At 61.6% G+C, this 25,108-nt stretch carries 23 protein-coding genes and 1 pseudogene; 17 read left to right on the top strand and 7 right to left on the bottom strand.

The features are described from left to right. The first annotated feature begins 10 nt into the window (after positions 1-10). The 3 genes from Q7W83_RS08575 to Q7W83_RS08565 are packed head-to-tail and all read left to right on the top strand — an operon-like array spanning position 11 to position 4,396. Positions 11-1,618 (top strand): carboxyl transferase domain-containing protein, encoded by a 1,608-nt coding sequence (locus tag Q7W83_RS08575; RefSeq protein WP_150631038.1) that lies wholly within the window; start codon positions 11-13, stop codon positions 1,616-1,618. Positions 1,619-1,631: 13 nt separating this feature from the next. Next, complete coding sequence (locus Q7W83_RS08570) at positions 1,632-2,447, top strand: gamma-carboxygeranoyl-CoA hydratase (protein WP_150631037.1); 816 nt, start codon at positions 1,632-1,634, stop codon at positions 2,445-2,447. Next, positions 2,447-4,396: an acetyl/propionyl/methylcrotonyl-CoA carboxylase subunit alpha gene (locus Q7W83_RS08565; RefSeq protein ID WP_150653079.1), complete on the top strand. Its 1,950-nt coding sequence runs from the start codon at positions 2,447-2,449 to the stop codon at positions 4,394-4,396. The genes Q7W83_RS08570 and Q7W83_RS08565 overlap by 1 nt, the downstream gene beginning before the upstream one ends. A gap of 39 nt (positions 4,397-4,435) precedes the next feature. Here the strand turns inward: Q7W83_RS08565 and Q7W83_RS08560 are convergent, their stop codons facing one another. Beyond that, positions 4,436-5,083: a LexA family protein gene (locus tag Q7W83_RS08560; RefSeq protein ID WP_150631035.1), complete on the bottom strand. Its 648-nt coding sequence runs from the start codon at positions 5,081-5,083 to the stop codon at positions 4,436-4,438. A 130-nt stretch (positions 5,084-5,213) separates the two neighbouring features. On the opposite strand from Q7W83_RS08560, the gene Q7W83_RS08555 reads away from it, so the two are divergent. Both Q7W83_RS08555 and Q7W83_RS08550 read left to right on the top strand, forming a co-directional pair. Further along, a complete protein-coding gene (locus Q7W83_RS08555) occupies positions 5,214-5,555 on the top strand; it encodes a DUF6124 family protein (RefSeq protein ID WP_150631034.1) in 342 nt (113 codons plus the stop codon). A 487-nt stretch (positions 5,556-6,042) separates the two neighbouring features. Beyond that, positions 6,043-7,194 (top strand): M14 family metallopeptidase, encoded by a 1,152-nt coding sequence (locus Q7W83_RS08550; protein ID WP_150631033.1) that lies wholly within the window; start codon positions 6,043-6,045, stop codon positions 7,192-7,194. 39 nt (positions 7,195-7,233) lie between these two features. Here Q7W83_RS08550 and Q7W83_RS08545 read toward each other — a convergent pair whose 3' ends face one another. Beyond that, positions 7,234-7,680 (bottom strand): winged helix-turn-helix transcriptional regulator, encoded by a 447-nt coding sequence (locus Q7W83_RS08545; protein WP_150638779.1) that lies wholly within the window; start codon positions 7,678-7,680, stop codon positions 7,234-7,236. 94 nt (positions 7,681-7,774) lie between these two features. Between Q7W83_RS08545 and Q7W83_RS08540 the strand changes: the two genes are divergently transcribed. Then, positions 7,775-8,980, top strand: a complete 1,206-nt coding sequence (locus Q7W83_RS08540) for an MFS transporter (protein ID WP_150631032.1) — start codon at positions 7,775-7,777, stop codon at positions 8,978-8,980. Here Q7W83_RS08540 and Q7W83_RS08535 read toward each other — a convergent pair. Both Q7W83_RS08535 and Q7W83_RS08530 read right to left on the bottom strand, forming a co-directional pair. Next, entirely contained in the window at positions 8,977-9,522 is a 546-nt protein-coding gene (locus Q7W83_RS08535) for a cytochrome b (protein WP_150631031.1), read from the bottom strand. The two genes, Q7W83_RS08540 and Q7W83_RS08535, sit on opposite strands and share 4 nt — an antisense overlap. Further along, entirely contained in the window at positions 9,519-10,604 is a 1,086-nt protein-coding gene (locus Q7W83_RS08530; RefSeq protein WP_458377664.1) for a catalase family peroxidase, read from the bottom strand. The genes Q7W83_RS08535 and Q7W83_RS08530 overlap by 4 nt, the downstream gene beginning before the upstream one ends. 158 nt (positions 10,605-10,762) lie before the next feature. Between Q7W83_RS08530 and Q7W83_RS08525 the strand changes: the two genes are divergently transcribed. Beyond that, positions 10,763-11,269 (top strand): RNA polymerase sigma factor, encoded by a 507-nt coding sequence (locus Q7W83_RS08525; protein ID WP_150631029.1) that lies wholly within the window; start codon positions 10,763-10,765, stop codon positions 11,267-11,269. Further along, on the top strand, positions 11,266-12,018 hold the full coding sequence (locus Q7W83_RS08520; protein WP_150638785.1) for an anti-sigma factor family protein: 753 nt from the start codon (positions 11,266-11,268) through the stop codon (positions 12,016-12,018). Before Q7W83_RS08525 ends, Q7W83_RS08520 begins: the two co-directional genes overlap by 4 nt. 124 nt (positions 12,019-12,142) lie before the next feature. Here the strand turns inward: Q7W83_RS08520 and Q7W83_RS08515 are convergent, their stop codons facing one another. Next, positions 12,143-12,979 carry an IclR family transcriptional regulator gene (locus tag Q7W83_RS08515; RefSeq protein ID WP_150631027.1) on the bottom strand — a complete coding sequence of 279 codons (837 nt, stop codon included), beginning with the start codon at positions 12,977-12,979 and terminating at the stop codon, positions 12,143-12,145. A gap of 242 nt (positions 12,980-13,221) precedes the next feature. Between Q7W83_RS08515 and Q7W83_RS08510 the strand changes: the two genes are divergently transcribed. The 8 genes and pseudogenes from Q7W83_RS08510 (at position 13,222) to zapE (ending at position 21,382) form a co-directional block, all read left to right on the top strand. Continuing rightward, positions 13,222-14,241, top strand: a complete 1,020-nt coding sequence (locus Q7W83_RS08510; RefSeq protein ID WP_150631026.1) for an ABC transporter ATP-binding protein — start codon at positions 13,222-13,224, stop codon at positions 14,239-14,241. Then, complete coding sequence (locus Q7W83_RS08505; protein ID WP_150631025.1) at positions 14,238-15,107, top strand: ABC transporter permease; 870 nt, start codon at positions 14,238-14,240, stop codon at positions 15,105-15,107. The genes Q7W83_RS08510 and Q7W83_RS08505 overlap by 4 nt, the downstream gene beginning before the upstream one ends. Positions 15,108-15,113: 6 nt before the next feature. After that, positions 15,114-15,908, top strand: a complete 795-nt coding sequence (locus Q7W83_RS08500) for an ABC transporter permease (protein ID WP_008031926.1) — start codon at positions 15,114-15,116, stop codon at positions 15,906-15,908. Between the two features lie 7 nt (positions 15,909-15,915). Continuing rightward, positions 15,916-16,206, top strand: coding sequence for a (2Fe-2S)-binding protein (locus tag Q7W83_RS08495; protein WP_150631024.1), 291 nt, complete (start codon positions 15,916-15,918; stop codon positions 16,204-16,206). Between the two features lie 292 nt (positions 16,207-16,498). Beyond that, on the top strand, positions 16,499-17,854 hold the full coding sequence (locus Q7W83_RS08490; RefSeq protein ID WP_150632586.1) for an FAD/NAD(P)-dependent oxidoreductase: 1,356 nt from the start codon (positions 16,499-16,501) through the stop codon (positions 17,852-17,854). After that, positions 17,851-18,967, top strand: a pseudogene (locus tag Q7W83_RS08485) (NAD(P)/FAD-dependent oxidoreductase). Before Q7W83_RS08490 ends, Q7W83_RS08485 begins: the two are co-directional and overlap by 4 nt. 18 nt (positions 18,968-18,985) lie before the next feature. Further along, complete coding sequence (locus tag Q7W83_RS08480; RefSeq protein ID WP_150632584.1) at positions 18,986-20,032, top strand: ABC transporter substrate-binding protein; 1,047 nt, start codon at positions 18,986-18,988, stop codon at positions 20,030-20,032. 219 nt (positions 20,033-20,251) lie between these two features. Next, the gene (zapE, locus tag Q7W83_RS08475; RefSeq protein ID WP_150638793.1) at positions 20,252-21,382 is read left to right on the top strand and encodes a cell division protein ZapE; all 1,131 of its coding nucleotides are present in this window, start codon (positions 20,252-20,254) and stop codon (positions 21,380-21,382) included. Positions 21,383-21,456: 74 nt separating this feature from the next. Here the strand turns inward: zapE and Q7W83_RS08470 are convergent, their stop codons facing one another. Then, complete coding sequence (locus tag Q7W83_RS08470) at positions 21,457-22,161, bottom strand: YebC/PmpR family DNA-binding transcriptional regulator (RefSeq protein WP_150632582.1); 705 nt, start codon at positions 22,159-22,161, stop codon at positions 21,457-21,459. A gap of 218 nt (positions 22,162-22,379) precedes the next feature. On the opposite strand from Q7W83_RS08470, the gene Q7W83_RS08465 reads away from it, so the two are divergent. Next, positions 22,380-23,708, top strand: a complete 1,329-nt coding sequence (locus Q7W83_RS08465; protein ID WP_150632581.1) for a type VI secretion system Vgr family protein — start codon at positions 22,380-22,382, stop codon at positions 23,706-23,708. Here the strand turns inward: Q7W83_RS08465 and Q7W83_RS08460 are convergent, their stop codons facing one another. Beyond that, positions 23,709-25,106, bottom strand: a complete 1,398-nt coding sequence (locus Q7W83_RS08460) for an FAD-dependent oxidoreductase (protein WP_473657598.1) — start codon at positions 25,104-25,106, stop codon at positions 23,709-23,711. It abuts the gene before it with no gap. Positions 25,107-25,108: the final 2 nt, after the last annotated feature.

Genomic DNA, 25,108 nt, shown 5'->3' with positions numbered 1-25,108 from the left:
GGAGCTGTCCATGGCTATCCTGCATACCCAGCTCAACCCCCGTTCGGCGGAGTTCGCCGCCAACAGCGCGGCGATGCTCACTCAGGTCGACGCGCTGCACACCCTGCTCGCGCAAGTGCAGCAAGGTGGCGGCCCGAAGGCGCAAGAACGCCACACCTCGCGGGGCAAACTGCTACCGCGCGAGCGGATCAATCGCCTGCTCGATCCAGGCTCGCCGTTCCTTGAGATCAGCCAACTGGCGGCCTACGGGGTGTACGGTGAAGACGTGCCCGCCGCTGGCGTGATTGCCGGGATCGGCCGAGTCGAAGGCGTCGAGTGCATGATCGTGGCCAACGATGCCACGGTGAAAGGCGGCTCGTATTACCCGCTGACCGTGAAAAAACACCTGCGCGCCCAGACCATCGCTCAGCAAAATCGCTTGCCGTGCATTTATCTGGTGGATTCCGGCGGCGCCAACCTGCCGCGTCAGGATGAAGTGTTCCCGGACCGCGAGCATTTCGGGCGGATCTTCTTCAACCAGGCCAACATGAGCGCCATGGGCATTCCGCAGATTGCGGTGGTCATGGGCTCGTGCACCGCCGGTGGCGCTTACGTGCCGGCGATGGCCGACGAAGCGATCATGGTGCGAGAGCAGGCGACGATTTTCCTTGCCGGTCCGCCGTTGGTTAAAGCCGCGACCGGTGAAGTGGTCAGCGCCGAAGATCTGGGCGGCGCCGACGTGCACTGCAAGATTTCCGGAGTCGCCGACCATTATGCCGAGAGCGATGAACACGCCTTGGCCATTGCCCGACGCAGCATCGCCAACCTCAACTGGCGCAAACTCGGCGAACTGCAACAACGCACGCCCATCGCCCCGCTCTACAGCAGTGACGAGTTGTATGGCGTGGTGTCGGCCGACGCCAAGCAGCCGTTCGACGTACGCGAAGTGATTGCGCGGCTGGTGGACGGTTCGGTGTTCGACGAATTCAAGGCGCTGTTCGGGACTACGCTGGTGTGCGGATTTGCCCACCTGCACGGTTACCCGATCGCGATCCTTGCCAACAACGGCATCCTCTTCGCCGAGGCTGCACAGAAAGGCGCGCACTTCATCGAACTGGCCTGTCAGCGCGGCATTCCGCTGTTGTTCCTGCAAAACATCACCGGCTTCATGGTCGGCCAGAAATACGAGGCCGGCGGCATCGCCAAGCACGGTGCAAAGCTGGTGACTGCCGTGGCGTGCGCCAAGGTGCCGAAATTCACCGTGATCATCGGCGGCAGCTTCGGCGCCGGTAACTACGGGATGTGCGGTCGCGCTTACGATCCACGCTTCCTGTGGATGTGGCCGAATGCGCGGATTGGCGTGATGGGCGCCGAGCAAGCCGCGGGGGTTCTGGTGCAGGTCAAGCGCGAGCAAGCCGAGCGCAGTGGCCAGGGTTTCAGCGCCGAACAGGAAGCCGAAATCAAGCAACCGATCCTCGATCAATACGAAGAACAGGGCCACCCTTACTACTCCAGTGCAAGGCTGTGGGACGACGGCGTCATTGACCCCGCGCAGACCCGCGATGTATTGGCCCTGGCCTTGTCCGCGTCGCTGAACGCGCCAATCGAACCGAGCCGCTTCGGCGTGTTCCGGATGTGATCGGGAGAACCTCATGAGCGACTTCAACACCCTCGAACTGCAGACCGACCCGCGCGGTTTCGCCACCCTGTGGCTGAGCCGGGAAGAAAAGAACAACGCGTTCAACGCCGAAATGATCCGCGAACTGATCCTCGCGCTGGACAAGGTCTCGGGCGATGCCAGCTTGCGTTTCTTGCTGGTGCGTGGACGCGGCAAGCATTTCAGCGCCGGCGCCGACCTGGCCTGGATGCAGCAATCAGCCGAACTCGATTACCACACCAATCTGGACGACGCCCGGGAACTGGCGGAGTTGATGTACAACCTGGCCAAGCTGAAAATCCCGACGCTGGCCGTGGTGCAAGGCGCGGCGTTCGGCGGCGCGCTGGGTCTGATCAGTTGCTGCGACATGGCGATTGGCGCCGACGACGCCCAATTCTGCCTGTCGGAAGTGCGCATCGGCCTGGCACCGGCGGTGATCAGCCCGTTCGTGGTGCAAGCCATAGGCGAACGCGCGGCACGTCGTTATGCCCTGACCGCCGAGCGCTTCGGTGGACAGCGCGCTCGGGAAATCGGTTTGTTGTCGGAGAGCTTCCCGATCAATGAGCTGGAACAGAACGTTGAGCAATGGATCGACAACCTGCTGCTCAACAGCCCGGCAGCCATGCGCGTCAGCAAGGACTTGCTGCGTGAAGTGGGTAACGGTGCGTTGACCCCGGCCCTGCGTCGCTACACCGAAAATGCCATCGCACGAATCCGCGTCAGCCCCGAAGGCCAGGAAGGCCTGCGCGCCTTTCTGCAAAAACGTCCGCCGAGCTGGCAGGCCGAAACCACCCCCAAGGAGCCGCGTTGATGAGCGCACCTGTCATTACCTCTCTGCTGGTGGCCAACCGTGGCGAAATCGCTTGCCGGGTCATGCGCACCGCCAAGGCCCTGGGCCTGACCACCGTCGCCGTGCACAGTGCCACTGACCGCGAAGCCCGGCACAGCCGCGAAGCGGACATCCGCGTTGACCTCGGCGGCAGCAAAGCCGCCGACAGTTACCTGCAAATCGACAAACTGATCGCCGCCGCCAAGGCCAGCGGCGCACAGGCGATTCATCCGGGTTATGGGTTTTTGTCGGAGAACGCCGGATTCGCCCGTGCGATCGAAGCGGCGGGCCTGATCTTCCTCGGCCCCCCTGCCTCGGCCATCGATGCCATGGGCAGCAAATCCGCCGCCAAAGCCTTGATGGAAACCGCTGGCGTGCCACTGGTGCCCGGTTATCACGGCGAAGCTCAGGACCTCGATACCTTCCGCGACGCGTGCGAACGCATCGGTTATCCGGTGTTGCTCAAGGCAACGGCGGGCGGTGGCGGCAAAGGCATGAAAGTGGTCGAGGACGTCAGCCAACTGGCCGAAGCCCTGGCCTCGGCTCAGCGTGAGGCGCAGTCCTCGTTCGGCGATTCGCGGATGCTGGTCGAAAAGTATTTGCTGAAGCCGCGCCACGTGGAAATCCAGATCTTCGCTGACCAGCATGGCAACTGCCTGTACCTCAACGAGCGGGACTGCTCGATTCAGCGTCGGCACCAGAAGGTCGTCGAAGAAGCCCCCGCACCGGGCTTGAGCCCGGAACTGCGCCGCGCCATGGGCGAAGCCGCCGTGCGTTCGGCGCAGGCCATCGGCTATGTCGGCGCCGGCACCGTGGAATTCCTGCTGGATGCGCGCGGTGAGTTCTTCTTCATGGAGATGAACACGCGCCTGCAGGTCGAACACCCGGTCACCGAAGCCATCACCGGTCTCGATCTGGTTGCCTGGCAGATTCGCGTGGCACGTGGCGAAGCGCTACCAATGACTCAGGATCAGGTGCCGTTGATCGGGCATGCAATTGAAGTGCGGCTGTATGCCGAAGACCCGGGCAATGATTTCCTGCCGGCCACCGGGCGTCTGGAATTGTACCGTGAATCGGCTGACGGTCCGGGTCGTCGGGTCGACAGCGGTGTTGAAGAAGGTGATGAGGTTTCGCCGTTCTACGACCCCATGCTCGGCAAGTTGATTGCCTGGGGCGAAGACCGCGAGCAGGCGCGCCTGCGTTTGTTGAGCATGCTCGATGAGTTCGCGATTGGCGGGCTCAAGACCAATATCAACTTCCTGCGTCGAATCGTCGGTCATCCGGCGTTTGCGGCGGCCGAACTGGATACCGGGTTCATTCTGCGTTATCAGGAGCAACTGCTGCCAGAGCCCTCGCCGCTCAGCGATGAGTTCTGGCAAGCCGCGGCGCAGGCGTTTACCCAAAGCCAACCGGTCAGAACCCGCGCTGATGACACGAGTTCGCCTTGGGGCATCGGCAATGGGTTCCGTGCCGGATTGCCAAAAGAAATCACCCTGCACCTGAGCTGCGAAGGCCAGGACCGCGCACTGACGTTGGGCGCTACCCGGTCGGCGCAGCTCTCGGCCGAGCAACTGCTGACCGAACACAACGGTGTGCGCCGCCAGCATCGGGCAATCCGTCGCGGCGACGTGGTGTATCTGCAATGGGAAGGTGAGTTGCGCCGCATCGAGGCCTACGACCCGATCAGTGCGGTCGAAGCCAGTCACAGCCATCAGGGCGGACTCACTGCGCCCATGAACGGCAGCATCGTGCGGGTGCTGGTGGAGGCCGGACAAACGGTCGAAGCCGGGGCGCAACTGGTGGTGCTGGAAGCAATGAAGATGGAGCACAGCATTCGTGCGCCACACGCCGGGGTGATCAAGGCGCTGTATTGCCAGGAAGGCGAGATGGTCAGCGAAGGCAGTGCGTTGGTCGAACTGGAAGAAGCATGAAATCAGGATCGGTCCTACGCCTTGCGAGGACCGATCTGATCAGAACCTGGCCGTTGCCTGAACCACTACGCCGATGATTCGGCAGGCGTTGGTGTAAAGGGCTTTCGGGTACGTCGGATTGAGCGGGACCAGGTAACGCTGCCCGCCCTCTTCGATCAGTTTGCGGAACGTCGCTTCAGTGCTGTCCGGCCATTGGGCGATCACCAGTTTTCCGGGCTCCGGCACAATGGCCGGGTCCACCAGGATCATCATGCCCTCGGCGATACTGACGCCGCTCGGTGCTGTCATCGCATCACCCACCACGGTCAACCAGAATGCCGCGCCCTGAGCGTGGTAGTCGGTCAGTTCGAATCGCGCCTTGTCATAGACCGTCGGCTCGCCGTCGCGCACCTCGCAGGATTCGCGCCAGTCGCTGACCGGGTAACGAAAGTACGGGTTGTACTTTCGCACCAGATCCTGGCTCTCCTCCTTCTGGGTGTCCGGCTCCCGGATCACCAGCGCCACCTCGAGAAACTCCATGCCCAGTGCGTGCAACACGCGGTTCATGTCATCGATGCCGGGTTGGCGACGTTTGTTCAGCCAATGACCGACGCCGCCCTGGGACATCCCCAGGCGGTCGGCGAGTATTTCTTGAGTGACTTTGAGTTCACTCATCTTGGCCTTGACCAATTCAATCCATTTATCCATGTGCGGCACGATACGTGGGCGCCTCCGGCCAGCAAAACACAACTTGTAGTATTTAAATTTTCGTCACAAATACAGTTCGTACTACGATTGGGTCACGGATTTGAATCTAACACGGAGCTTTGCCATCGCCATGACCATCCCCAGCAATGACTTGCCAGACATGCAGATCGACACCTCCCTCACCTCGCCAAAAGGCTCGGCCGCCGCGCAGCGCGCCCTGGACTATTACTTGAAACCAGCTGTGTCCGAAGTGGTAGAAGAAGAACGTTTTTTTGATGTGAACCGCAATGTCAGCAGTGAAGAAGCGCTGGTGCGTGCTTCAGACCTGTTGCGTTGCGCTGCCGCCACCGCGTACGAGTCGGCGAACAATCTGCAGGGTGCCCACCGGGATCTGGCCTTTTCGACGGTGCATATGATCGATATGGCCAAGGCGTTGCTGGATCGATCCCTGGACGAGGATCATCACGGATAACACAGGCAGGGAAATTTCGCGGGGCGCGGGAAAGAATTTTCCAATCGCGCAGATAAAATCATTTGACTTGCAAACGAGAATGATTATTATTGCATGCAGCTGGTCGCGAGATCAGTCGATTGTCCAAGTGACCTTAGGTCGGTCTCCTGGACTATCTCCTCATCAGGCTAATCACGGTTTTTGACCCGGCTTTTTGCCGGGTCTTTTTTTTGCCAGTTATTCTGGCTTTACCTTCAGGCTAATGAAGTCTTTGGGTGCTGCAAATTCGATGGCGCGAATGATATCAAAAGAATATCTATTGGCAAGAGAAGCCCGCCAACATTGGGCCAAACGAATGAAAATAGCACTTGAGAATCAATTGCACAGTCTCTAAGCTGCGTCTGCGTCAAGGAAGACGCCCCCCCCCTTTTACCCCGCAATTTCCCCCGGTTTTTCCCTTCCCAGCGTGTAAAGTATCAGCCATAAAAATCATATTCAGGAATCGACTATGACCGTGGCCAAATCTTCATTCGACATCAGCGCCAATTTCGACAGCGGCAACATTGAAGTGCTGGACATCAGCAATCCGTTGCAAGCATTGCTGGCCATCAAGCCAGACACCCGCAGCCCGCATTTTCAGTGGTTTCACTTCAAGGCCAGCGGTTTGCACGTCGGGCAGGAACACTGGTTTCGTCTGAACAATGCCAGCAGGTCCTCGTACAACAAAGCCTGGGACGGCTATCAGGCAGTGGCGTCCTACGACCACGTCAACTGGTTCCGGGTGCCGACCATTTTCGAAGGCGACTGCCTGCGTTTCAGCCTCGAAGCCACCGCGACTCACGCCTGGTTTGCCTATTTCGAACCCTACAGCCGTGGCCGCCATGACTGGTTGATCGAGCAGGCGCTGACCAAGGCCGGCACCGAGCTGCTGGCCACCGGCAAGAGTGTCGAAGGTCGTGACATTCAACTGCTTCGCAAAGGCACCGGTGCCGAAGGCCAACGCAAGGTCTGGATGATTGCGCAGCAACACCCCGGCGAGCACATGGCTGAGTGGTTCATGGAAGGCGTGATCGAACGGCTGGAAAGGCACGACGATCCCGTCCTGAACAAACTGCTGGCCAGCGCCGACCTGTACCTGGTGCCGAACATGAACCCGGACGGTGCCTTTCACGGTCACCTGCGCACCAACGCCATGGGTCAGGACCTCAACCGCGCCTGGCAGAGCGCCAGCCAGGAAATCAGCCCGGAAGTCTTTTTCGTACAACAGCAAATGGAAAAGTACGGCGTGGACCTGTTCCTCGACATCCATGGCGATGAAGAAATCCCCTACGTGTTCACCGCCGGTTGCGAGGGCAACCCAGGCTACACGCCGCGAATCGAAAAACTCGAAGAGCATTTCCGCAGTCATCTGAAGCACCTGACCAAGGACTTCCAGACCAAGCACGGTTACACCCGCGACGAGCCGGGCAAAGCCAACATGACCCTGGCGTGCAACAGCGTCGGCGAGAAATTCGACTGCCTGTCGTTGACCCTGGAGATGCCGTTCAAGGACAACAACGACAAACCGGATCCGTTGACTGGCTGGTCCGGCAAGCGTTCGAAGCAATTGGGCAAGGATGTGCTGACGACCGCGGCGGACATGGTCGATACCTTGCGCTGATCCTCCACAATGGCTGCATGCCAGGCATGCAGCCACGCTTCATTCGGCCGCCACTCGCACACAATCCTCCGGCCCCAGCAATCGCCCGTCCTCGGCGCGCAATTCCAATGGCCGCACCGGTCGACCGTGGTCTCGGTCAACCACCCGCGAGTGCGCCTCCCCATCCTCATAGAAAAACGCCTCGCCCCACTGCCGCAATCCGATGATCAGCGGGAACAGCCCTTTACCCTTCTCCGTCAGCACGTATTCCTGATACGCGCTGCCATCCGACGCCGGCACCAGATCGAAAATCCCGTGGCTCACCAGCGTGCGCAATCGTGCCGAGAGAATGTTCTTCGCCATGCCCAGGTTGCGCTGAAACTCGCCGAACCGGCGAATGCCGTCGAACGCATCGCGCACGATCAGCAGCGACCACCAATCGCCGATGGCATCCAGTGAACGGGCCACCGGGCATTCGGCGCTTTCCATGCTTGTACGCTTGGCCATGACCGCGCTCTCGAAAACAAATGTGGTTGCAATATAAAACCGGCTTGCTTACCGTACAACTGGTTTTATTTAGAAACCACTTTAGGAGCCCGGCATGAAGCCCACTCAAACAAATCTCAGCAGCGGCGTCGTGTTGCTGTTCGCCATCGCCTGCGGACTGGCCGTCGGCAATGTGTATTACGCGCAACCCTTACTTGATGCGATGGCCGAGGCGTTTGCCATGGACCCCGCCACCATCGGCATCGTCGTCACGCTCACTCAGATCGGTTACGGCATTGGATTGTTGTTGCTGGTGCCGCTCGGTGATCTGTTGAACCGCCGACGCCTGATCGTCACGCAAACCCTGCTGTCAGCGCTGGCGTTGTTGATGATCGCGTTAGCCTCGAACAGCACTTGGCTGTTGCTCGGGATGACGTTGACCGGGTTACTGGCGGTGGTCACACAAGTGTTGGTGGCCTACGCCGCGACGTTGGCCATCCCGGCGCAGCGTGGACGCGTGGTCGGTGTGGTCACCAGCGGCATCGTCGTCGGCATTTTGCTGGCGCGGACAGTGGCGGGAGGCATGGCTGATCTGGCGGGCTGGCGCTCGATCTATCTGTTGTCGGCGGGGTTGACTCTGTTGATGGCGTTGCTGCTGTTGCGTGTGCTGCCCAAACACGAGGAAACGCAACCTGTCAGTTCCTACGCGGCATTGCTCGGTTCGGTGTTCACGTTGTTCAAGGAAGAATCGGTGCTGCGTCAACGGGCGATGCTCGCGTTGATGACCTTCGCCAGCGCCATGGTGCTGTGGACGCCCATGGTGTTGCCGCTGAGCGCCCCGCCGCTGTCGCTGTCCCACACGCAAATCGGCTTGTTCGGACTGGCCGGCGCCGCCGGAGCACTGGCCGCCGCACGTGCCGGGCATCTGGCCGATCGCGGCTGGGGCCAGTGGACCAGCGGGTTGTCACTGTTGTTGATGCTGGTTTCCTGGCTACCGATCGCCCTGACCCAATCTTCCTTGTGGGCCTTGTTGCTGGGCGTGATTACCCTCGATCTTGGCTTGCAAGCCGTGCACGTGACCAGCCAAAGCATGATCTACAGCGTGCGACCCGAAGCGCAAAGCCGCCTCACCGCCGGTTACATGCTGTTCTATTCGATTGGCAGCGCGTTGGGTTCGATCGGTTCGACGGCGATGTATGCGTGGGCCGGGTGGCTCGGGGTATGCCTGTTGGGTGCAGGGATCAATGCCATGGCGTTGGGTTACTGGTGGCTGACGTTGAAAAGTGACGCATCGGCACGATGCGCCACGCAAACCGGTTAACCGCGATCCTTGCCCCGCAGCATGCTGTCGAGCACGTCATCGCGGCGCACCCACGCGTGAAACAACGCCGCCGCCAGATGCAGCAGCACCGTCAGAAACAGCAGATACGCCAGATACCCGTGCGCCTTGCGCAGGAACGCAAACACCTGTGCATTGGCCGGGAGGATCGACGGCAACTGCAACGAACTGCTGAGCATCACCGGGTCGCCCGCCGCAGAAATCATCGCCCAGCCGAGCAGCGGCAGGATAAACATCAAGGCGTACAGCAACACATGCGAAGCCTTGGCCGCCAGCACTTGCCAGCCCGGCAAATCTGCCGGCAGCGGTGGTTGCCGGGTCGAAAAGCGCACACCAAGGCGCACGATCACCAGCAACAGAATGGCGATGCCCAACGGTTTGTGCAGATGGATCAGCCACTCATGGCGCTCCGAGACGGAAGCGACCATGCCCGCGCCGATAAACAGCATGGCAATGATCATCAACGCCATCAGCCAGTGCAGCAGTCGCGCCAGCGGCGCGAAGTGGTTCGGTTGGGCGCTCATTGTTGAACCTCCTGTTTGGCGGCGGGCAACTGGCTGACTTCACTGGTGCGGCGCAAGTAGGAACTGGCGTAACCAGCTGAACGAGCGGCGAGCAACGGGTCGTCGGACCCTTCGATACCGGCGGGCAACACCAGCGGGTCGTAGTTGATGTCCCGGCATTCGCCATTCAGTTGCGGCTGGGTGCTTTCGAGCACCAGCGTGCCAGCGTTCACCACTTTGCGACCGTCGGGCCAGGCCTTGCTGGCGTCGTTGACCGGGTCACCGGGGTTGGCCAGCGTGAGGTTCAACTGCCAACGCAACGGCCCTGTGGCAATCCGTTGAACCAGGTCTTTCTCGAGGAAATCGCCGCCCTCCGGCGCCGTGGCACCTGCCGCGTCCTGCACCAACGGCACCATGCTCCAGCGCACGGCCTGTTTTTGCCCGGCGGCGTTGACCAGGTAAAACGCGTTGACGCTGTTATAGGTTTCCGTGACGTAACTGGCGGATGGCTTGGCGGTTTTGATCCAGGCCAGGAACGGCGCTGCTTCCGGGTGCGCACCGAAAAACGCCGGCACCGCTGCCGGGTTCGGTTTGCCGGTGGCCGGGTCAGGCGACTGGGCCTGCTGCAATTGGTAAAACGCTTCGGGCGTACCCACCGGGAACACCGGCATGCTGTTCATCCCGGTACGCCACTGTTGGCCGTTGGCCTGGGTGAAACGCAGTGCGAGGCTGCGGATCGGCACGCTGTTGTCCGGTGCGTAAGGATTGCCGGCCGGCAACGCGAAACGTCCGACCACCGGGGTCCGCGCCTCATTGAACACCTGAGCGCTGGAATAGCTGCGCGCCTCGCCGCTGCTTTCGAAATGCCCGATCACGCACACCCCTTTGGAGTGATTACGCCGGAATCCCGGGTGCACGCCGTTGTTGGTTTCCAGCACATTGATCAGTTTTTTCGGCGTCAGGCGCTGTGGGTCAAGGGTGCCGTTGACGTAGGCAAAAGCCCCGGCCACGACAGCGACCACCACGGCAATACCGGCCAGGCGCAACGTCAGGCTCGCGGCACTCAAGGGGGGCCGGGGGGGCGGTGATGAGCGATCTACCATGAAAGACTCCAGGGCCATCGGCCACAAGTTAGAAGGATCAAGCAGACGAATCCCACGAAGGTTTATTCCATCGCGCGGTATTTATTCTTTCGGGCGTGGAATAACCTCAAGTGCCGGGCGTCTTCCTAGTCCACAGCGTAGTGACTAGTCAGAAACTGATGAACGAAATTGACGAACAACTGAGTGAAATCATTCCCAGGTTGCGCCGCTTTGCCGTGTCGTTGACGCGCAACCCCAGCAGCGCCGACGATCTGGTGCAGTCGAGCCTTGAGCGGGCGCTGTCGAGCTGGAGCGACAAACGCCCCGAAGGCGACTTGCGGGCCTGGCTGTTTTCGATTCTTTATCGGCAATTTCTCGACGCTCACCGACGCTCGCGGCGTTATGCACGGATGCTCGAATTCTTTACCGGACGTGACGATTCCCAGCCGTCGGTAGAACGCACCGTGATCGCCCAATCGACCTTGCAAGCCTTCGATCAGCTCAACACCGAACAGCGTGCGCTGCTGCTCTGGGTGTCGGTTGAAGGCCTGAGTTACAAGGAGGTCGCCGAGATCCTCGACGTTCCCGTCGGCACCGTCATGTCGCGCCTGTCCCGCGCCCGCCAGGCCTTGCGCCAACTCAGCGACGGCGAAATCACCCGCCCTTCTCTGCGGAGACTCAAATGATCAGCATGCCCCCGAGCGAGCGTGACCTGCACGCGTATGTGGACCACCAACTCAATGATGACGACCGACGCCTGGTGGAGACTTTTCTGGCCGGTAACGTGGAAATGTCTGCACAGGTCCGCGCCTGGCAGCAGGACGCCCAGCAACTGCGCGCGGCCCTCAGCGGCGCGTTGCAGCAACCGGCCAACCCGGACCTCGACCCGGCGCTGATTCGTCGGCGCCTCAAACGCCAATCGCGCCGCCATCTGGCCAGCGCTGCCGTGCTGCTGATTGCCGTCGGCATCGGAGGGGTCAGCGGTTGGCAGGCGCGGGAGATGACCCTCCTCAGCGCTGCCGCGCCGATGGCCGATGCGATGCAGGCCTATCGGTTGTTTGCTCAGCAAGGCATGTTGCCGGCGGATTACAAGGTCAGTGATGACGGCGATATGCAGGGTTGGCTCGACCGTTATTTCACCCAGGCCCATCGCTTGCCGGACCTTTCCGGCGCAGGGTTCAAACCGGTCAGCGGGCGCCTGCTCAGTACCGAGCAGGGGCCGGCGGCGATGGTGGTTTATGAGGACCGCAGCGGGCACAAAGTCAGCTTCTACGTGCGCCCGCCGGGGCCGCGAAACTTCCTGCTGCCGAGGGGCAGTCGCAGTGACGGTGAATTGCAGGCCGAGTACTGGTCGGGGGGCGGTTACAACTACGCGATGGTCAGCCCGACAGACACGCCTGCGGCGAAAATGCTAAAGCAAACCGTGCAGTTCTGAATACACCACTGATCAAATGTGGGAGCGAGCCTGCTCGCGATAGCGGTGTGTCAGACAATATCGATATCGACTGTCAGTCCGCTATCGCGAGCAGGCTCGCTCCCACAGGGGATTTGTGGTGGTTTCAACCCTGCCCGAAAACTTGAGATGGCCGGCGCAATAGTGGATCAAAGGGATTGATCCGCGGCCCGATCAGCGCCGCTTCGCGCTTGAGCATGTCTACCACCGTCGGCAAACGGTCCGGCCCCAAGCGGTCACTCACAGTGGCCACACTCAACGCCGCCACCGCTCGCCCCTCACGATCCAGAATAGGCACCGCTACGCCGGCCATGCCTTGCAGCACGCCGGTATTGCGCCCGGCGTAACCGAGGGCGCGCACGTTCTCGACTTCCGAACGCAGGAACACCTCGTCATACAGATGGAAATCCTTCAGTCGCGGCAGGTTGTAATGGATCACCGTGTCGCGCTCCTCTTCCGGCAGGAACGCCAGAATCGCCAGACTGCCCTGGCCCACGCCCAACGCCACCCGCCCGCCGATGTCGCCGGTAAAGGTGCGAATTGGAAACGGCCCTTCACTGCGGTCCAGGCAGATCGCATCAAACCCGCTGCGCGCCAGCAAAAACAACGAATCCCCCAGCGAGGCCGACAATCGCAGCAACGATGGCCGCACCAGTTCGCGCAGGTTTCCGGTGTTGCCGGCGCGCGCCGCCAACGCAAAAAAATCCAGGCTCAGGCGATAGCGTTTGCTGCGCACGTCCTGCTCGACCATGCCCTCGTCCATCAGGCTGCGCAGCAAACGGTGCGTGGTCGGTTGTGACAAACCGATGCGCTGGGCCAGTTGCGTCACGCGCTCCCCACCCTCGACGGTGTCACCCAAACTGCGCAGCACCGCAAACAGTCGCGAGACAGCGCCCACGCCGACTTCATTTTTGTTTTCATTCCGCTCAATGGAATCAGTCATGACATTTCTCGATGATTTATTTACTCACTGAATGAAACTGAAAATAACCATCGATTCAGTGAAATAGGCCATTGAGCCCATCCTAGTCTTCGTCCTAATCTGCGTCCACAGGGGCGATTCGAACAACAGCGGCAGCCGACTCAAGTCGAGCGCCAACGCACCCCGCAAGACCCTTTCGTATCTGCCCATACAAAAAAGCGCGACCTCAGGCCGCGCATAACAATCTCAGGTGGAGCGCAGTTATGGCTTTTGTGCAACTTGAAGGACTCGGCAAGCGTTACGGCGAAATCGACGCCGTCGTCGCCACCAACCTCTCGGTCGAGAAAGGCGAGTTCGTGTCCCTGCTCGGCCCTTCCGGCTGTGGCAAAACCACCACCCTGCAAATGATCGCCGGCTTCGTCGAAGTCACCAGCGGGCGCATTCTGCTCGACGGTCGCGACATCACCCACGCCAAACCCGCCAGCCGTGGTTTGGGCGTGGTGTTCCAGAGTTATGCGTTGTTCCCGCACATGACCGTCAAGGACAACGTCGCCTTCGGCCTGCGCATGCGCAAAGTGGCCAACGGCGAATTGCAGCAGCGCGTGGATCGGGTGTTGAAACTGGTGCGCCTGGATCAGCATGCCGAGCGTTACCCACGAGAACTCTCCGGCGGTCAGCGCCAACGTGTGGCGCTGGCCCGGGCGCTGGTGATCGAACCGCCGGTGCTGCTGCTCGACGAGCCGCTGTCCAACCTCGACGCCAACCTGCGCGAAGAGATGCAATTCGAGATCCGCCGCATCCAGCGCGAAGTCGGGATCACCACGTTGATGGTCACTCACGACCAGTCCGAAGCGCTGTCCATCAGTGACCGCGTGGTGGTGATGCAGGCCGGGCGCATCACCCAGATCGACGCGCCTTACACCCTCTACGAACACCCGCGCACCGAGTTCATTTCCGGGTTTGTCGGCAAGGCCAATCTGCTGCCCGGCGAACGTGACAGTGCGGGTGTGGTTCAGGTCCGCAGCGGCGGTGAACTGACCCTCAGCCTGCGGCCGGAAAAAATCGATCTGCGGGAACACGATCACGGCCGTCTGCAAGGCAAAATCGTCAGCCGCTTCTTTCTCGGCAGCCAATGGTTGTACGGCGTTTCGACCAGCCTCGGCGAACTCAGCGTGGTGCGCCGCAACGACGGCTCGGCACCCATGAACGAAGGCACGCCGGTCGGCCTCGACTGGGACGCGGCGCTGCTGCGGGTGCTGAGTGTCGACGAGGTGTCGGCATGAGTACGCTCGTGGCCCTTCGCCAGGGACGTCAGGGTTACCTGCTGTCGGCACCGGCGCTGGCGTTGTACGTCTGCCTGCTGGTGATCCCGCTGCTGCTGACGCTGGTGTTGTCGTTCAACGTCTTCGACTACAGCTCGGGCATCAACGGTGACGCCTACACCGTCGACCATTACAGCAGCCTGTTGGGAGACCCGTACTTCTACGAAATCTTCCTGCGCACGTTCTGGATCAGCGCCCTGACCACCCTGTTGTGCGTGGTGATCGGTGTGCCCGAGGCTTACATCCTCAGCCGCATGGGCGCGCCATGGCGTTCGATTTTTTTGATTCTGATCCTCACGCCGTTGCTGATTTCGGTGGTGGTGCGCGCCTTCGGCTGGAGCCTGTTGCTCGGCGCCGACGGCCTGGTCAATCAAACCCTGCAAGCCTTCGGCGGCTCACCGGTGAAGCTGTTGTACACGCCGTTCGCGGTGGTGATTGCACTGGTTCACGTGATGCTGCCGTTCATGATCATTCCGGTCTGGACCTCGCTGCAAAAACTCGACCCGGCCGCCGAACAAGCGGCGATGTCGCTGGGGGCCAGTCACTTCACGGTGATGCGCCAGGTGGTGTTGCCGCAAATCATGCCCGGCGTGCTCTCCGGCACATTGATCGTGTTCGGCCTCGCCGCCAGCTCCTTCGCCATTCCCGGCCTGCTCGGCGGACGCCGCATCAAGATGGTCGCCACGCTGATCTACGACCAGTACCTGTCGGAGCTCAACTGGCCGATGGGCGCGGCCATCGCCGTTGCGCTGTTGTTGCTCAACCTGCTGATCATGCTGTCGTGGAACCGGATGATCGAAGGCCGCTACAAGAAGTCATTGGGATAACTCGTCATGTCCAAGAACGGTCCTTTCGCCCTGCTGTTCCATACCCTGGTGGTGGTGTTCATGCTGGCGCCGCTGGTGGTGGTCTGCCTCGTGGCGTTCACCCCGGAAAACACTTTGAGCCTGCCGACCACGGAATTTTCCCTGCGCTGGTTCCGTGCGGTATTCGAGCGCGCCGACTTCGTCGATGCGTTCTACAACAGTCTGATTCTGGCGTTCTGCGCGGCCAGCCTGGCGACGCTGATTGCAGTGCCGGCGGCATTGGCGATCACCCGTTTCGAGTTTCCGGGACGGGACTTTTTCAATGGCCTGTTTCTGTCGCCGATCATCATTCCGCATCTGGTGTTGGGCGTGGCACTGCTGCGGTTGTTTGCGCTGATGGGCGTCAACGGCAGTTTTGCCTGGCTGATTTTTGCTCACGTGCTGGTGATCACGCCATATGTGCTGCGCCTGGTGCTGGCCTCGGCCATCGGCCTGGATCGCAGCGCCGAACACGCGGCGCAATCGTTGGGTGCCGGGCGCTTCACGCTGTTCCGTCAGATCACCTTGCCGATGATTCTGCCGGGGGTCGCCGGTGGCTGGCTGCTGGCGTTCATCAACAGTTTCGACGAGGTCACGCTGTCGATCTTCGTCACCTCGCCGGCCACGCAAACCTTGCCGGTGCGGATGTACGTGTACGCCACTGAATCCATCGATCCGATGATGGCGGCGGTGTCGGCACTGGTGATCGCACTGACCGCGCTGACGATGATTCTGCTTGATCGGGTCTACGGCCTGGATCGGGTTCTGGTGGGTAAACAATGAGGGCGCCATGGCTCTGCTGAAACGACTGGCCGAAGGCGACCGCCCGGCCGTGAACTTTACCCTGGACGGTGCACCGGCCAGCGGGCTGCTCGGCGATACCGTGCTGACCGCCGTACTGACCTGCAGCGAACACTTGCGCGGCAGCGATTTCAGCGCGGAGCTCCGTGCCGGGTTTTGCTTGATGGGCGCGTGTCAGGACTGCTGGGTCCGCCTGGGCGATGGCCGGCGCGTGCGCGCGTGTTCGACGCTGCTTGAAGCCGGCGAGCACATCAGCCGTGAACCGGGGCGATCGCTATGACCACCTTTTCTGTCTGCCGAAACGAGATCCCCTGTGGGAGCGAGCTTGCTCGCGATGGCGGTGGATCAGTCGATATCTATGTTGCATGTGATGGCCTCATCGCTGGCAAGCCAGCTCCCACAGGGGTGCGGCGTCGATCACACAATGTTCAGCCAACTTCAATCAACTGTGGGAGCGAGCTTGCTCGCGATGGCGGAGTGTCAGTCCCCTTCATTGTTGACTGTGCCACCGTCATCGCCAGCAGGCTGGTTCCCACAGGGATTCAGCGGCGGTCGGCTACAGGGAGGTGGGTATGAAGTCGGTGGTGATTGTCGGTGCCGGGCCGGCCGGGATTCGTGCGGCGCAGACGCTGGTGGCGCATGGTGTGCGCCCGGTGCTACTGGACGAAGCCGCACGCGGTGGTGGGCAGATTTATCGGCGGCAACCGGCGAACTTCAAACGCTCGGCGGTCAAGTTGTATGGCTTCGAAGCACGCAAGGCGAAGGCGTTGCATCAGACGATCGATGAGTTACGCGAACAGCTCGACTATCGTCCTGAAACCCTGGTATGGAACGCCGAGGCCGGCACGCTCGACACTTTGCACGGGCGGCTCGCCGCACGGCTGGAGTTCTCTCGGGTGATCGTCGCCACCGGCGCCACCGACCGGGTGTTGCCGGTGCCTGGCTGGACACTGCCGGGCGTCTACAGCCTCGGCGCGGCGCAGATCGCCCTGAAATTCCAGGGCTGCGCCATCGGTGAACGGGTGGTGTTCGCCGGCAGCGGACCGTTGCTGTATCTGGTGGCGTATCAATACGCCAAGGCCGGCGCGAAGGTGGTCGCGGTACTCGACAGCTCGCCGTTCAGCGCCCAGGCCCGCGCCCTGCCCGGCCTGTTGTCGCAACCGGCCACATTGGCCAAAGGCATCTACTACCGCAGCTGGCTGACCGCTCACGGCATCCCGGTGCATCAGGGTGCAACCTTGCAACGCGTCGAAGGTGAACAGCGTGTGCAGTCGCTGAGTTGGTCCAACTCAAACGGTGAACATCAGCTGGACTGCGACGCCGTGGCTTTCGCCCACGGTCTGCGCAGCGAAACCCAACTCGCTGATCTGCTCGGTTGCGCATTCACCTGGAACCCGCTCAACCGCGCCTGGCTGCCGCAGCGTGACAGCGCCGGTCGCAGCAGTGTCGCCGAGGTATATCTGGCCGGTGACGGCGCCGGCATCATGGGCGCCGACGCGGCGGAAATGGCCGGCGAACGGGCCGCCCTCGCCGTGCTCGAAGACATGGGCTACGTGATTGCGCCCAAGCGTGGCGTGCAACTGGAGCAGGCACTTGAACGAATCAATCGCTTTCGCCAAGGCCTGGAACGCGCCTTCGTATTTCCACAACACTGGGCGGCCGATACGCCTGATACCGCGATGATCTGCCGCTGCGAAGAAGTGCGCGCCGGCGACATCCGCGACGTCGTGCGCGAAGGCCATTGGGAGATCAACCGGGTCAAGGCCCATTGCCGGGTCGGCATGGGCCGCTGTCAGGGCCGCATGTGTGGCGCTGCCGCCGCCGAAATCATTGCCTGCGCCAGTCAGCGAAGCATCTCTGACATCGGCCGCCTGCGGGCGCAGGCACCGATCAAACCGCTGCCGTTTGGTCTGGAGGTCGAGCCATGATCGAGGTCGATGCAGTGATCATCGGCGGCGGCATTGTCGGCGCCTCCGCCGCGCTTTTCCTGAGCAAGGCCGGTCGGCGTGTGGCGCTGCTGGAGCGGGACTTTTGCGGTTCGCACTCGAGCGGCGTGAACTACGGCGGCGTGCGGCGTCAGGGCCGACCGCTGTCACAACTGCCGCTGTCGCAAAAAGCTCACGAGATCTGGGGGCAGTTGCCGCAGTTGATCGGCATCGACGGTGAGTACCAGCGCAGCGGCCACCTGAAACTGGCGCGCAGCTTCGACGACCTGCGCGCGCTGCAGGACTATGCCGCCAGCAGTGAGGGTTTTGGCCTCGATTTGCAGGTGCTCGACCGCACTGAATTACGCGCGCGTTTTCCGTGGGTCGGCGACGTCGCAGTCGGCGCTTCGGTTTTGCCCGGATGACGGTCACGCCAACCCGCGACTGGTTTCACCCGCATTTGCCCGGGCAGCACAGCGCCACGGTGCGCACGTCCACGAACAATGCGCAGTGAGCGCAGTGGAGCATGACGGTCAGCGCTTTCGGGTCAGCACGCAAAACGGTCTGCAACTGCACGCGCCCTGGTTGTTGAACTGCGCCGGTGCGTGGGCCGGCAGCCTTGCCGCGCAGTTCGACGAAGCGGTGCCGATGCACGCCGGGCACCCGGCGATGTTGGTCACCGAGCCCTTGCCATGGGTGATGGATGCCAGCACCGGCGTCGAGGGTGGCGGCATCTACGCACGTCAGGTCGCGCGCGGCAATTGCGTACTCGGCGGCGGCCAGGGATTTGCCCTCGACGATGCCCGCGCGCGCCCTGGTCAACACGCGGTGATCGAGATCCTTCGACAAGCCGTCGAGCTCTATCCGTTTCTTGAAGGCGCCCAGGCGATTCGTACCTGGAGCGGCACCGAAGGTTACCTGCCCGATCGCCAGCCAGTGATCGGCCACAGTGGCACTCAACCCGGTCTGTTGCACGCGTTCGGCTTTGCCGGCGCAGGTTTTCAGATCGGCCCTGCGGTGGGCCAGGCGCTCACCGAGATCATCTGCAGCGGCGCTTCAACCACGTCGCTGGATGCGTTTTCCATCACCCGGTTTCACTCCATCTCCGTTGCTTGATAGAGGAAGGTCGCGCCAATGAATAACGTCAAACGCACTGCACTGCTCGGACTTTCATGCCTGAGTGTCCTGCTCACGGCCACCCAGGCCCAGGCCGAACCGACGCTTTACCTCGGCATGAACGGCGGGACCATGGAACGGCTTTACGCCGACAAGGTGCTGCCGGTTTTCGAAAAGGCCAATAACGTCAAAGTGGTGATCGTGCCGGGCACTTCCGCCGACATTCTGGCCAAGGTTCAGGCCAGCAAAGGCAACCCGCAGATGCACGTGATGTTCCTCGACGACGGCATCATGTACCGCGCCATCGCCATGGGCCTGTGCGACAAACTCGAAGACAGCCCGACCCTGGCGCAGATCCCGGCCAAGGGCCGCATCAAGGACCAGGCCGTGGCGGTCAGCCTCGGCGTCACCGGACTGGCGTACAACACACGACTGTTCAAGGAAAAAGGCTGGGCTGCGCCAACCTCGTGGATGGACATGGCCGACCCGCGCTTCAAGGACAAACTGGTGTTCCAGTCGATGGCCTCGTCAACCTTTGGCCTGCACGGTTTCCTGATGTTCAACCGGATTCAGGGCGGCAGCGAAACCGACGTCGAACCAGGTTTCAAGGCGTGGCCGAACACTGTCGGACGCAACGTGCTGGAATACATTCCGAGTTCGGCGAAGATTTCCGAAATGCTCCAGACCGACGAAGCGGCGCTGTTCCCGTTGACGCCAACCCAGGTCACGGCGCTGAAACTCAAAGGCATGCCGGTCGAATACGCGCAACCGAAGGAAGGCGCGGTGGTCCTCAACGTGGCCGAATGCGCCATCGCCAACAACACCCAACCGGAACTGGCGCAGAAACTCGCCGCGTTTCTGCTGACGCCCGAGGCGCAAGCCGCTGCGCTTGAAGATGGTGATCAGATCCCGTCCAACCCGAATACCCCGACCACTGACAAAACCCGTGGCCAGGTCGAGGCGATGAAGCAGTATCTGACCACGGCGATTGCCATCGATTGGGACCAGGTCAACGAACAGCGCCCGGCGTGGAATGCGCGGTGGAATCGTAGTATCGAGCGGTAGTTCGCTGATCGATCAAACGACATAAAAACCTGTGGGGGCAAGCCGGTCTGGCTCCCACAGGTTCCGCGCCAGGATAACTGACAGAGTCCAAACCTCACCTCCAGTGCCGCCCGTTTTGCGTCCCGTACCTGTCTACACAACTGGAAGCCAATTTACCGTATTGGTTACACTACGCCGCCGCAGCTCGGGGAGCCTGCCTGACGATTACGGGGTGACACAGTGGCCGTTCGACCGCCCAACCGTTCGCGATTCACACCACGCTGGCCCGTGCTTCGTCGTCTCTTCGGCAAGGTATCGACCGCCTCCGCCCCTCATTCAGCGACGGGGCGAGTGGTCCACGACTACTTCCGGCACAAGGCGCACGCGCAGGGTTACACCCTTAGCCATAGCCAGCAGCGCGTGATCGACTGCATGGCGAATCACGCCGCAGCACTGCTCGGCACGTCGGCAAAAACGCTGCCGGGCCTATACCTGTATGGCGCCGTGGGGCGCGGCAAGAGCTGGTTGCTCGACGGCTTTTTCCAGGCACTGCCGATCGCGGAAAAACAGCGCCTGCACTTCCATGAGTTTTTCGCTCGACTACACCAGGGCATGTTCAGTCATCGCGATCACACGGATGCGCTGGCGACGACCCTCGATGACTTGCTGAGCGATTGCCGGGTGCTGTGTTTCGACGAGTTTCACGTCCACGACATCGGCGACGCGATGCTGATCACGCGGCTGTTCAAGGCCCTGTTCCGCCGAGGCATTCTGCTGCTGGTGACCTCCAATTACCCGCCTGAAGGCTTGCTGCCGAACCCGCTCTACCACGCACGCTTCAAACCGGTGATCGACTTGATCAACGCACGCATGCAGGTCATGGAAGTCGGCGGTCCGCATGACTATCGCAGTCAGGCGAGAACCCACGCCCAGCAGCTGTTTACCCAGGGGCACTACGTCTGGCCGGCCACATTGGCGCAACGTCAGGCACTGAACCTGCCCGAGCCCGACGCGCCGGCCATTCCTTTGCCCGTCGGCAGCCGGCATCTGCCAGCCCGATATTGCGCAGGACGAACCATCGGGTTCACTTTCGCCGATCTGTGCGACCACCCCACGGCAGTCATGGATTACCTGGAGTTGTGCCGGCGTTTCGACCACTGGATCATCGACAAACTGCCCAACCTCGCCGACTGCTCAATCGCAGCGCAGCAGCGTTTCATCAATCTGGTGGACGTTCTGTACGATCAGGACAAGCACCTGATCCTGCTCGGCCACCGCTCGTTGCGCGAAAGCCTGGGCGGCGATGCCATTGACCTGGCGCGCACGCGCAGCCGGCTGGGGCAATTGGTGGAGGTCAGGGAGACGGTCTGAACACAGGATAGGGCGCTCAGCACCCACCCCCTTCGCCGGCAAGCCGGCGAAGGCGGTATCACTGAAGAAACAAATTACCCCGCCAACCCGACAAACATGTCCTGCACGTCATCGTGGTTGTCGAGGCCTTCGAGGAACGCTTCGACTTCAGCCATCTGCTCGTCGCTCAGGCCGCTGACCGGGTTCTTCGGCTTGTAACCCAGCTTCGCCGACAACACGGTGAACCCCTGCTCAGGCAAGGCTTTCTGCACCGAATCCAGATCGGTCGCTTCGGTGATGAACAGGGTCGCGCCCTCTTCGCCAGGTTCGAAATCCTGTGCGCCCGCTTCGATAGCGGCCATTTCCGGATCGGCATCCGGGCTGTCCGGGGACGCCTCGATCATGCCGACATGGTCAAAGTCCCAGGCGACGGAACCGGAGGCGCCGAGCTGGCCCTTGCGGAACGCGACGCGGATTTCAGCGACGGTGCGGTTGATATTGTCAGTCACGCATTCAACGATCAGCGGCACCTGGTGCGGCGCGAACCCTTCGTAGGTCACGCGGTGGTATTGCACGGTTTCGCCGAGCTGGCCGGAGCCTTTCTTGATCGCACGTTCCAGGGTTTCGCGGGGCATCGAGGCCTTTTTCGCCTGTTCGACCACCAGACGCAAGTGTGCGTTGGTCGCAACATCGGCACCGTTGCGCGCAGCAATGGTGATTTCCTTCACCAGTTTGCCGAAGATCTTGCCCTTGGCGTTAGACGCCGCTTCTTTGTGTTTAACCTTCCACTGTGCGCCCATTACTCACTCTCTATCTGTGGCGCCGAGACATCTATTGGCCGACGCTTTGCGCAAGTTTATACGGCCTAAAGTTGGCAATCGACCAAAAAATCCATCCTGTCGAATCGACATCTTCACCGCTGGTTGTAGGGCGATTCTGAAACATCGATTTGCGGTGACCCTAAAGGCCCATGGTTTCGTACCCTCTGTACCCGTACTCCATGGCAGAAGCGCGATCGATGCACAACGACAAGGAAAGTCCCTTCACCCTCACACTGCTGGACGCCGATCTGAGTTGGCAGGTGGTGCAGTTCAGTGGTCATGAAGCGCTCAACCAGCCCTATCGATTCGACGTCGAGGTGATAGGCCTGTCGCCGACGATGAGCCCGGATCACTTGTTGCAGCAACCTGTGTTCCTCGGCCTGGCGCAAGGTCTTGGTATTCATGGCATCGTCCACAGCGCCAGCCACGAACATCGCGGCCCACACTGGATCGGGTACAGACTGGTGGTGGTGCCCTGGTTGCAAAACCTCGACCGGCAGCGTTGCCGTCGGGTGTTCCATCAACTCAATGTGCCAGCGATCCTGCGCCAGTTACTCGCAGAAAACTCAGTCCCGGAAGACAGCTACCGTTTTGAGCTGCCGAACGGACGTTATCCCGTCAGGCCGTTTTGCATTCAGTTTGAGGAGAGCGACCTGACGTTCCTGCAACGCCTCTGCGAAGAAGAAGGCATCCACTTTCACTTCGAACATCAATGCGACGGCCATGTGCTGGTGCTGGCGGATGACAGCCTGAGTTTCCCCCAGGAACCGCTGCTGATGCCATTTCATGGCGACACACCCGAACACGCGAACGAGCCGGTGATCAACGAATTGTTCCAGCGGCACACCTCGCCTCCACTCGCCACGCGCCCCGCCCCGCCACCGCTCGATCGGGAACGGCTCAGCCGCCGGATACTCGAGCGACTGCGCTGTCGGCATCGGCAGATTCAGGGGCAAAGCGACCAGAGCGAATTGCGCAGTGGACGCATCGTGCAAGTCTCGGAACATCCGCTGCCGAACTTCAACGATCAATGGCTGCTGACCGAGCTGCGTCATCAGGGCCAGCAGCCGTCGATTCTCACCCGGACCACTACCATCACGGCCCGACGCTACAGCAATCAGTTCACCGCCATTCCGTGGTCAACGGTGTTCCGCCCCGCGCTGATTCACGCCAGGCCCGGGATTCCGGGTTTTCAGACGGCCCGGGTGCTCGGCCCTGTCGGACAGCCGGCGGTGCTGGATGACCAAGGCCGGATACAGGTCAGATTGTGGCCCTTCCCGGAGTCCGATGACGATCAATCCCCAGGCATTTGGCTGCCCCTGGCCCTCGCCACAGCGGACGGACGGATCGATCCGTCGAGGCTGCCGATCGCCGGCACCGAAGTGCTCATCAGTTTCCTCGACAGCGATCCGGACCGCCCGGTGTTGTGCGCGACGGCGAGCCATCCGTCAGCGCCTCGAACCACCCGGCAACCACCCGGCGATGACCGGCTGCTGCTCGATTGGCTGATCAACCGTCAGGCCTGATCAGCCCTTGTCCGCCTTGCCTGCTGCCGCCGCAAACTTCGCCAGGCGCACATCCAGATGCCGTGGCCGACGCCCGTGATCTTCGGCGCGCTCCTTGCGGCGGATGGCGTTGCGCACCATCAGCGAGCCGAGGTAGCGAATCGGTTCCGGCGGAAAAAAGCCCAAAGGACCGTTGACCAGCGGCGAACGGGTCCAGACATTGTCGAGGCCCTGGACCATCGAAGCGAGAATCTGCCCGCCCATGTGACACGGCCCGACCCCGCTGCCGGAATAACCGAAACCGTAGAACACATTGCCGTGGGCGCTCATCTGGCCGAAGAACGGCAACCCGGTGACCGAGCGATCTGACGGACCGTTCCACGTCGCCTCGACCCTGACCTCGGCAAACGCCGGAAAAAACGCCCTGAGGCTGTGCTGCAACAGGCCCCCATAGGGCGACGGCTGATCGAACACCGGCAGCATTCGCCCACCGTAGGCGAAGGTGTTGCCGCCCTTGCCGAGCATGATCCGGCCGTCCGGGGTGTTGTGGTAGTAGTGCACGAAAATCCGCGAATCCAGCACCGTGACACCGCTGGTCAAACCGATTTGGTTGAGCAGCTCCGGCCGTGGTTCGGTGATCAGCATGTCGCTGGAAACAATCGCCACGCTGCGTTCGAACTGCGGGAACGCGCGGGCCATCCACGCGTTCATCGCCAGTACGACCCGGTCCGCACGGACGGTGCCGTGCGCAGTCTCGATCCCTGCCGGTTTGCCCTCCTTCAGCCCGGTCATCGCGGTGTTCTCATGAATTCTCACGCCCAACTGCAACGCCACCCGGCGCAAACCGCGCACCAGTTTGCCCGGTTGCACGCTGGCGGCGGCCGGTGAAAACCAGCCTTCCAGGTGCTTGCGGGAACCGGCCATGCGCTGCACATCCTCAACCGGCCGCTGGGTGAACGAGTTGATGCCATGGCGTTCGAGCGCTGCGATCACCGCGTCGGTCGAGCCGCATTGGGCGCGATTGGTCGCGGTGTAGAGCGTGCCGTCGAGGCGGTAATCGGCGTCCACGCCGTACTGTTCGCAGAAGGTGCCAATCGCGTAAATACTGCGCTCGGACTCCTTGACCAGCCGCACCGCCTCTTCGACGCCGAACAACCTTTCCAGGGTGAAATACTTGGCCGACCACGACAGCGCACAACCGCCGTTGCGGCCACTGGCGCCGGCACCGCAGATGTCCGCCTCGATCAGCAACACATCCAGTTGCGGGTTCTGTTCCTTGAGCATGATCGCGGTCCACAACCCGGTGTAGCCACCGCCGACGATGCACACATCGTCGCGGGTATCGCCCACCAAGGGTTCGCACGGCGCGCAGGACTCGGCCGCCAGCGCCTGTTCCAGCCAGAAAGGTCTCATCGGTATTT

Source organism: Pseudomonas sp. 300 (assembly GCF_055803035.1).
This window is presented reverse-complemented; position numbering and strand designations above follow the sequence as displayed.

What these genes read in the sequence shown, in the direction of transcription:
- Q7W83_RS08575 (WP_150631038.1), top strand. Translation starts at nt 11, where the DNA reads ATGGCTATCCTGCATACCCAGCTCAACCCCCGTTCGGCGGAGTTCGCC.
- Q7W83_RS08570 (WP_150631037.1), top strand. Translation starts at nt 1,632, where the DNA reads ATGAGCGACTTCAACACCCTCGAACTGCAGACCGACCCGCGCGGTTTC.
- Q7W83_RS08565 (WP_150653079.1), top strand. Translation starts at nt 2,447, where the DNA reads ATGAGCGCACCTGTCATTACCTCTCTGCTGGTGGCCAACCGTGGCGAA.
- Q7W83_RS08560 (WP_150631035.1), bottom strand. Translation starts at nt 5,083, where the DNA reads ATGGATAAATGGATTGAATTGGTCAAGGCCAAGATGAGTGAACTCAAA.
- Q7W83_RS08555 (WP_150631034.1), top strand. Translation starts at nt 5,214, where the DNA reads ATGACCATCCCCAGCAATGACTTGCCAGACATGCAGATCGACACCTCC.
- Q7W83_RS08550 (WP_150631033.1), top strand. Translation starts at nt 6,043, where the DNA reads ATGACCGTGGCCAAATCTTCATTCGACATCAGCGCCAATTTCGACAGC.
- Q7W83_RS08545 (WP_150638779.1), bottom strand. Translation starts at nt 7,680, where the DNA reads ATGGCCAAGCGTACAAGCATGGAAAGCGCCGAATGCCCGGTGGCCCGT.
- Q7W83_RS08540 (WP_150631032.1), top strand. Translation starts at nt 7,775, where the DNA reads ATGAAGCCCACTCAAACAAATCTCAGCAGCGGCGTCGTGTTGCTGTTC.
- Q7W83_RS08535 (WP_150631031.1), bottom strand. Translation starts at nt 9,522, where the DNA reads ATGAGCGCCCAACCGAACCACTTCGCGCCGCTGGCGCGACTGCTGCAC.
- Q7W83_RS08530 (WP_458377664.1), bottom strand. Translation starts at nt 10,604, where the DNA reads ATGGTAGATCGCTCATCACCGCCCCCCCGGCCCCCCTTGAGTGCCGCG.
- Q7W83_RS08525 (WP_150631029.1), top strand. Translation starts at nt 10,763, where the DNA reads ATGAACGAAATTGACGAACAACTGAGTGAAATCATTCCCAGGTTGCGC.
- Q7W83_RS08520 (WP_150638785.1), top strand. Translation starts at nt 11,266, where the DNA reads ATGATCAGCATGCCCCCGAGCGAGCGTGACCTGCACGCGTATGTGGAC.
- Q7W83_RS08515 (WP_150631027.1), bottom strand. Translation starts at nt 12,979, where the DNA reads ATGACTGATTCCATTGAGCGGAATGAAAACAAAAATGAAGTCGGCGTG.
- Q7W83_RS08510 (WP_150631026.1), top strand. Translation starts at nt 13,222, where the DNA reads ATGGCTTTTGTGCAACTTGAAGGACTCGGCAAGCGTTACGGCGAAATC.
- Q7W83_RS08505 (WP_150631025.1), top strand. Translation starts at nt 14,238, where the DNA reads ATGAGTACGCTCGTGGCCCTTCGCCAGGGACGTCAGGGTTACCTGCTG.
- Q7W83_RS08500 (WP_008031926.1), top strand. Translation starts at nt 15,114, where the DNA reads ATGTCCAAGAACGGTCCTTTCGCCCTGCTGTTCCATACCCTGGTGGTG.
- Q7W83_RS08495 (WP_150631024.1), top strand. Translation starts at nt 15,916, where the DNA reads ATGGCTCTGCTGAAACGACTGGCCGAAGGCGACCGCCCGGCCGTGAAC.
- Q7W83_RS08490 (WP_150632586.1), top strand. Translation starts at nt 16,499, where the DNA reads ATGAAGTCGGTGGTGATTGTCGGTGCCGGGCCGGCCGGGATTCGTGCG.
- Q7W83_RS08480 (WP_150632584.1), top strand. Translation starts at nt 18,986, where the DNA reads ATGAATAACGTCAAACGCACTGCACTGCTCGGACTTTCATGCCTGAGT.
- Q7W83_RS08470 (WP_150632582.1), bottom strand. Translation starts at nt 22,161, where the DNA reads ATGGGCGCACAGTGGAAGGTTAAACACAAAGAAGCGGCGTCTAACGCC.
- Q7W83_RS08465 (WP_150632581.1), top strand. Translation starts at nt 22,380, where the DNA reads ATGCACAACGACAAGGAAAGTCCCTTCACCCTCACACTGCTGGACGCC.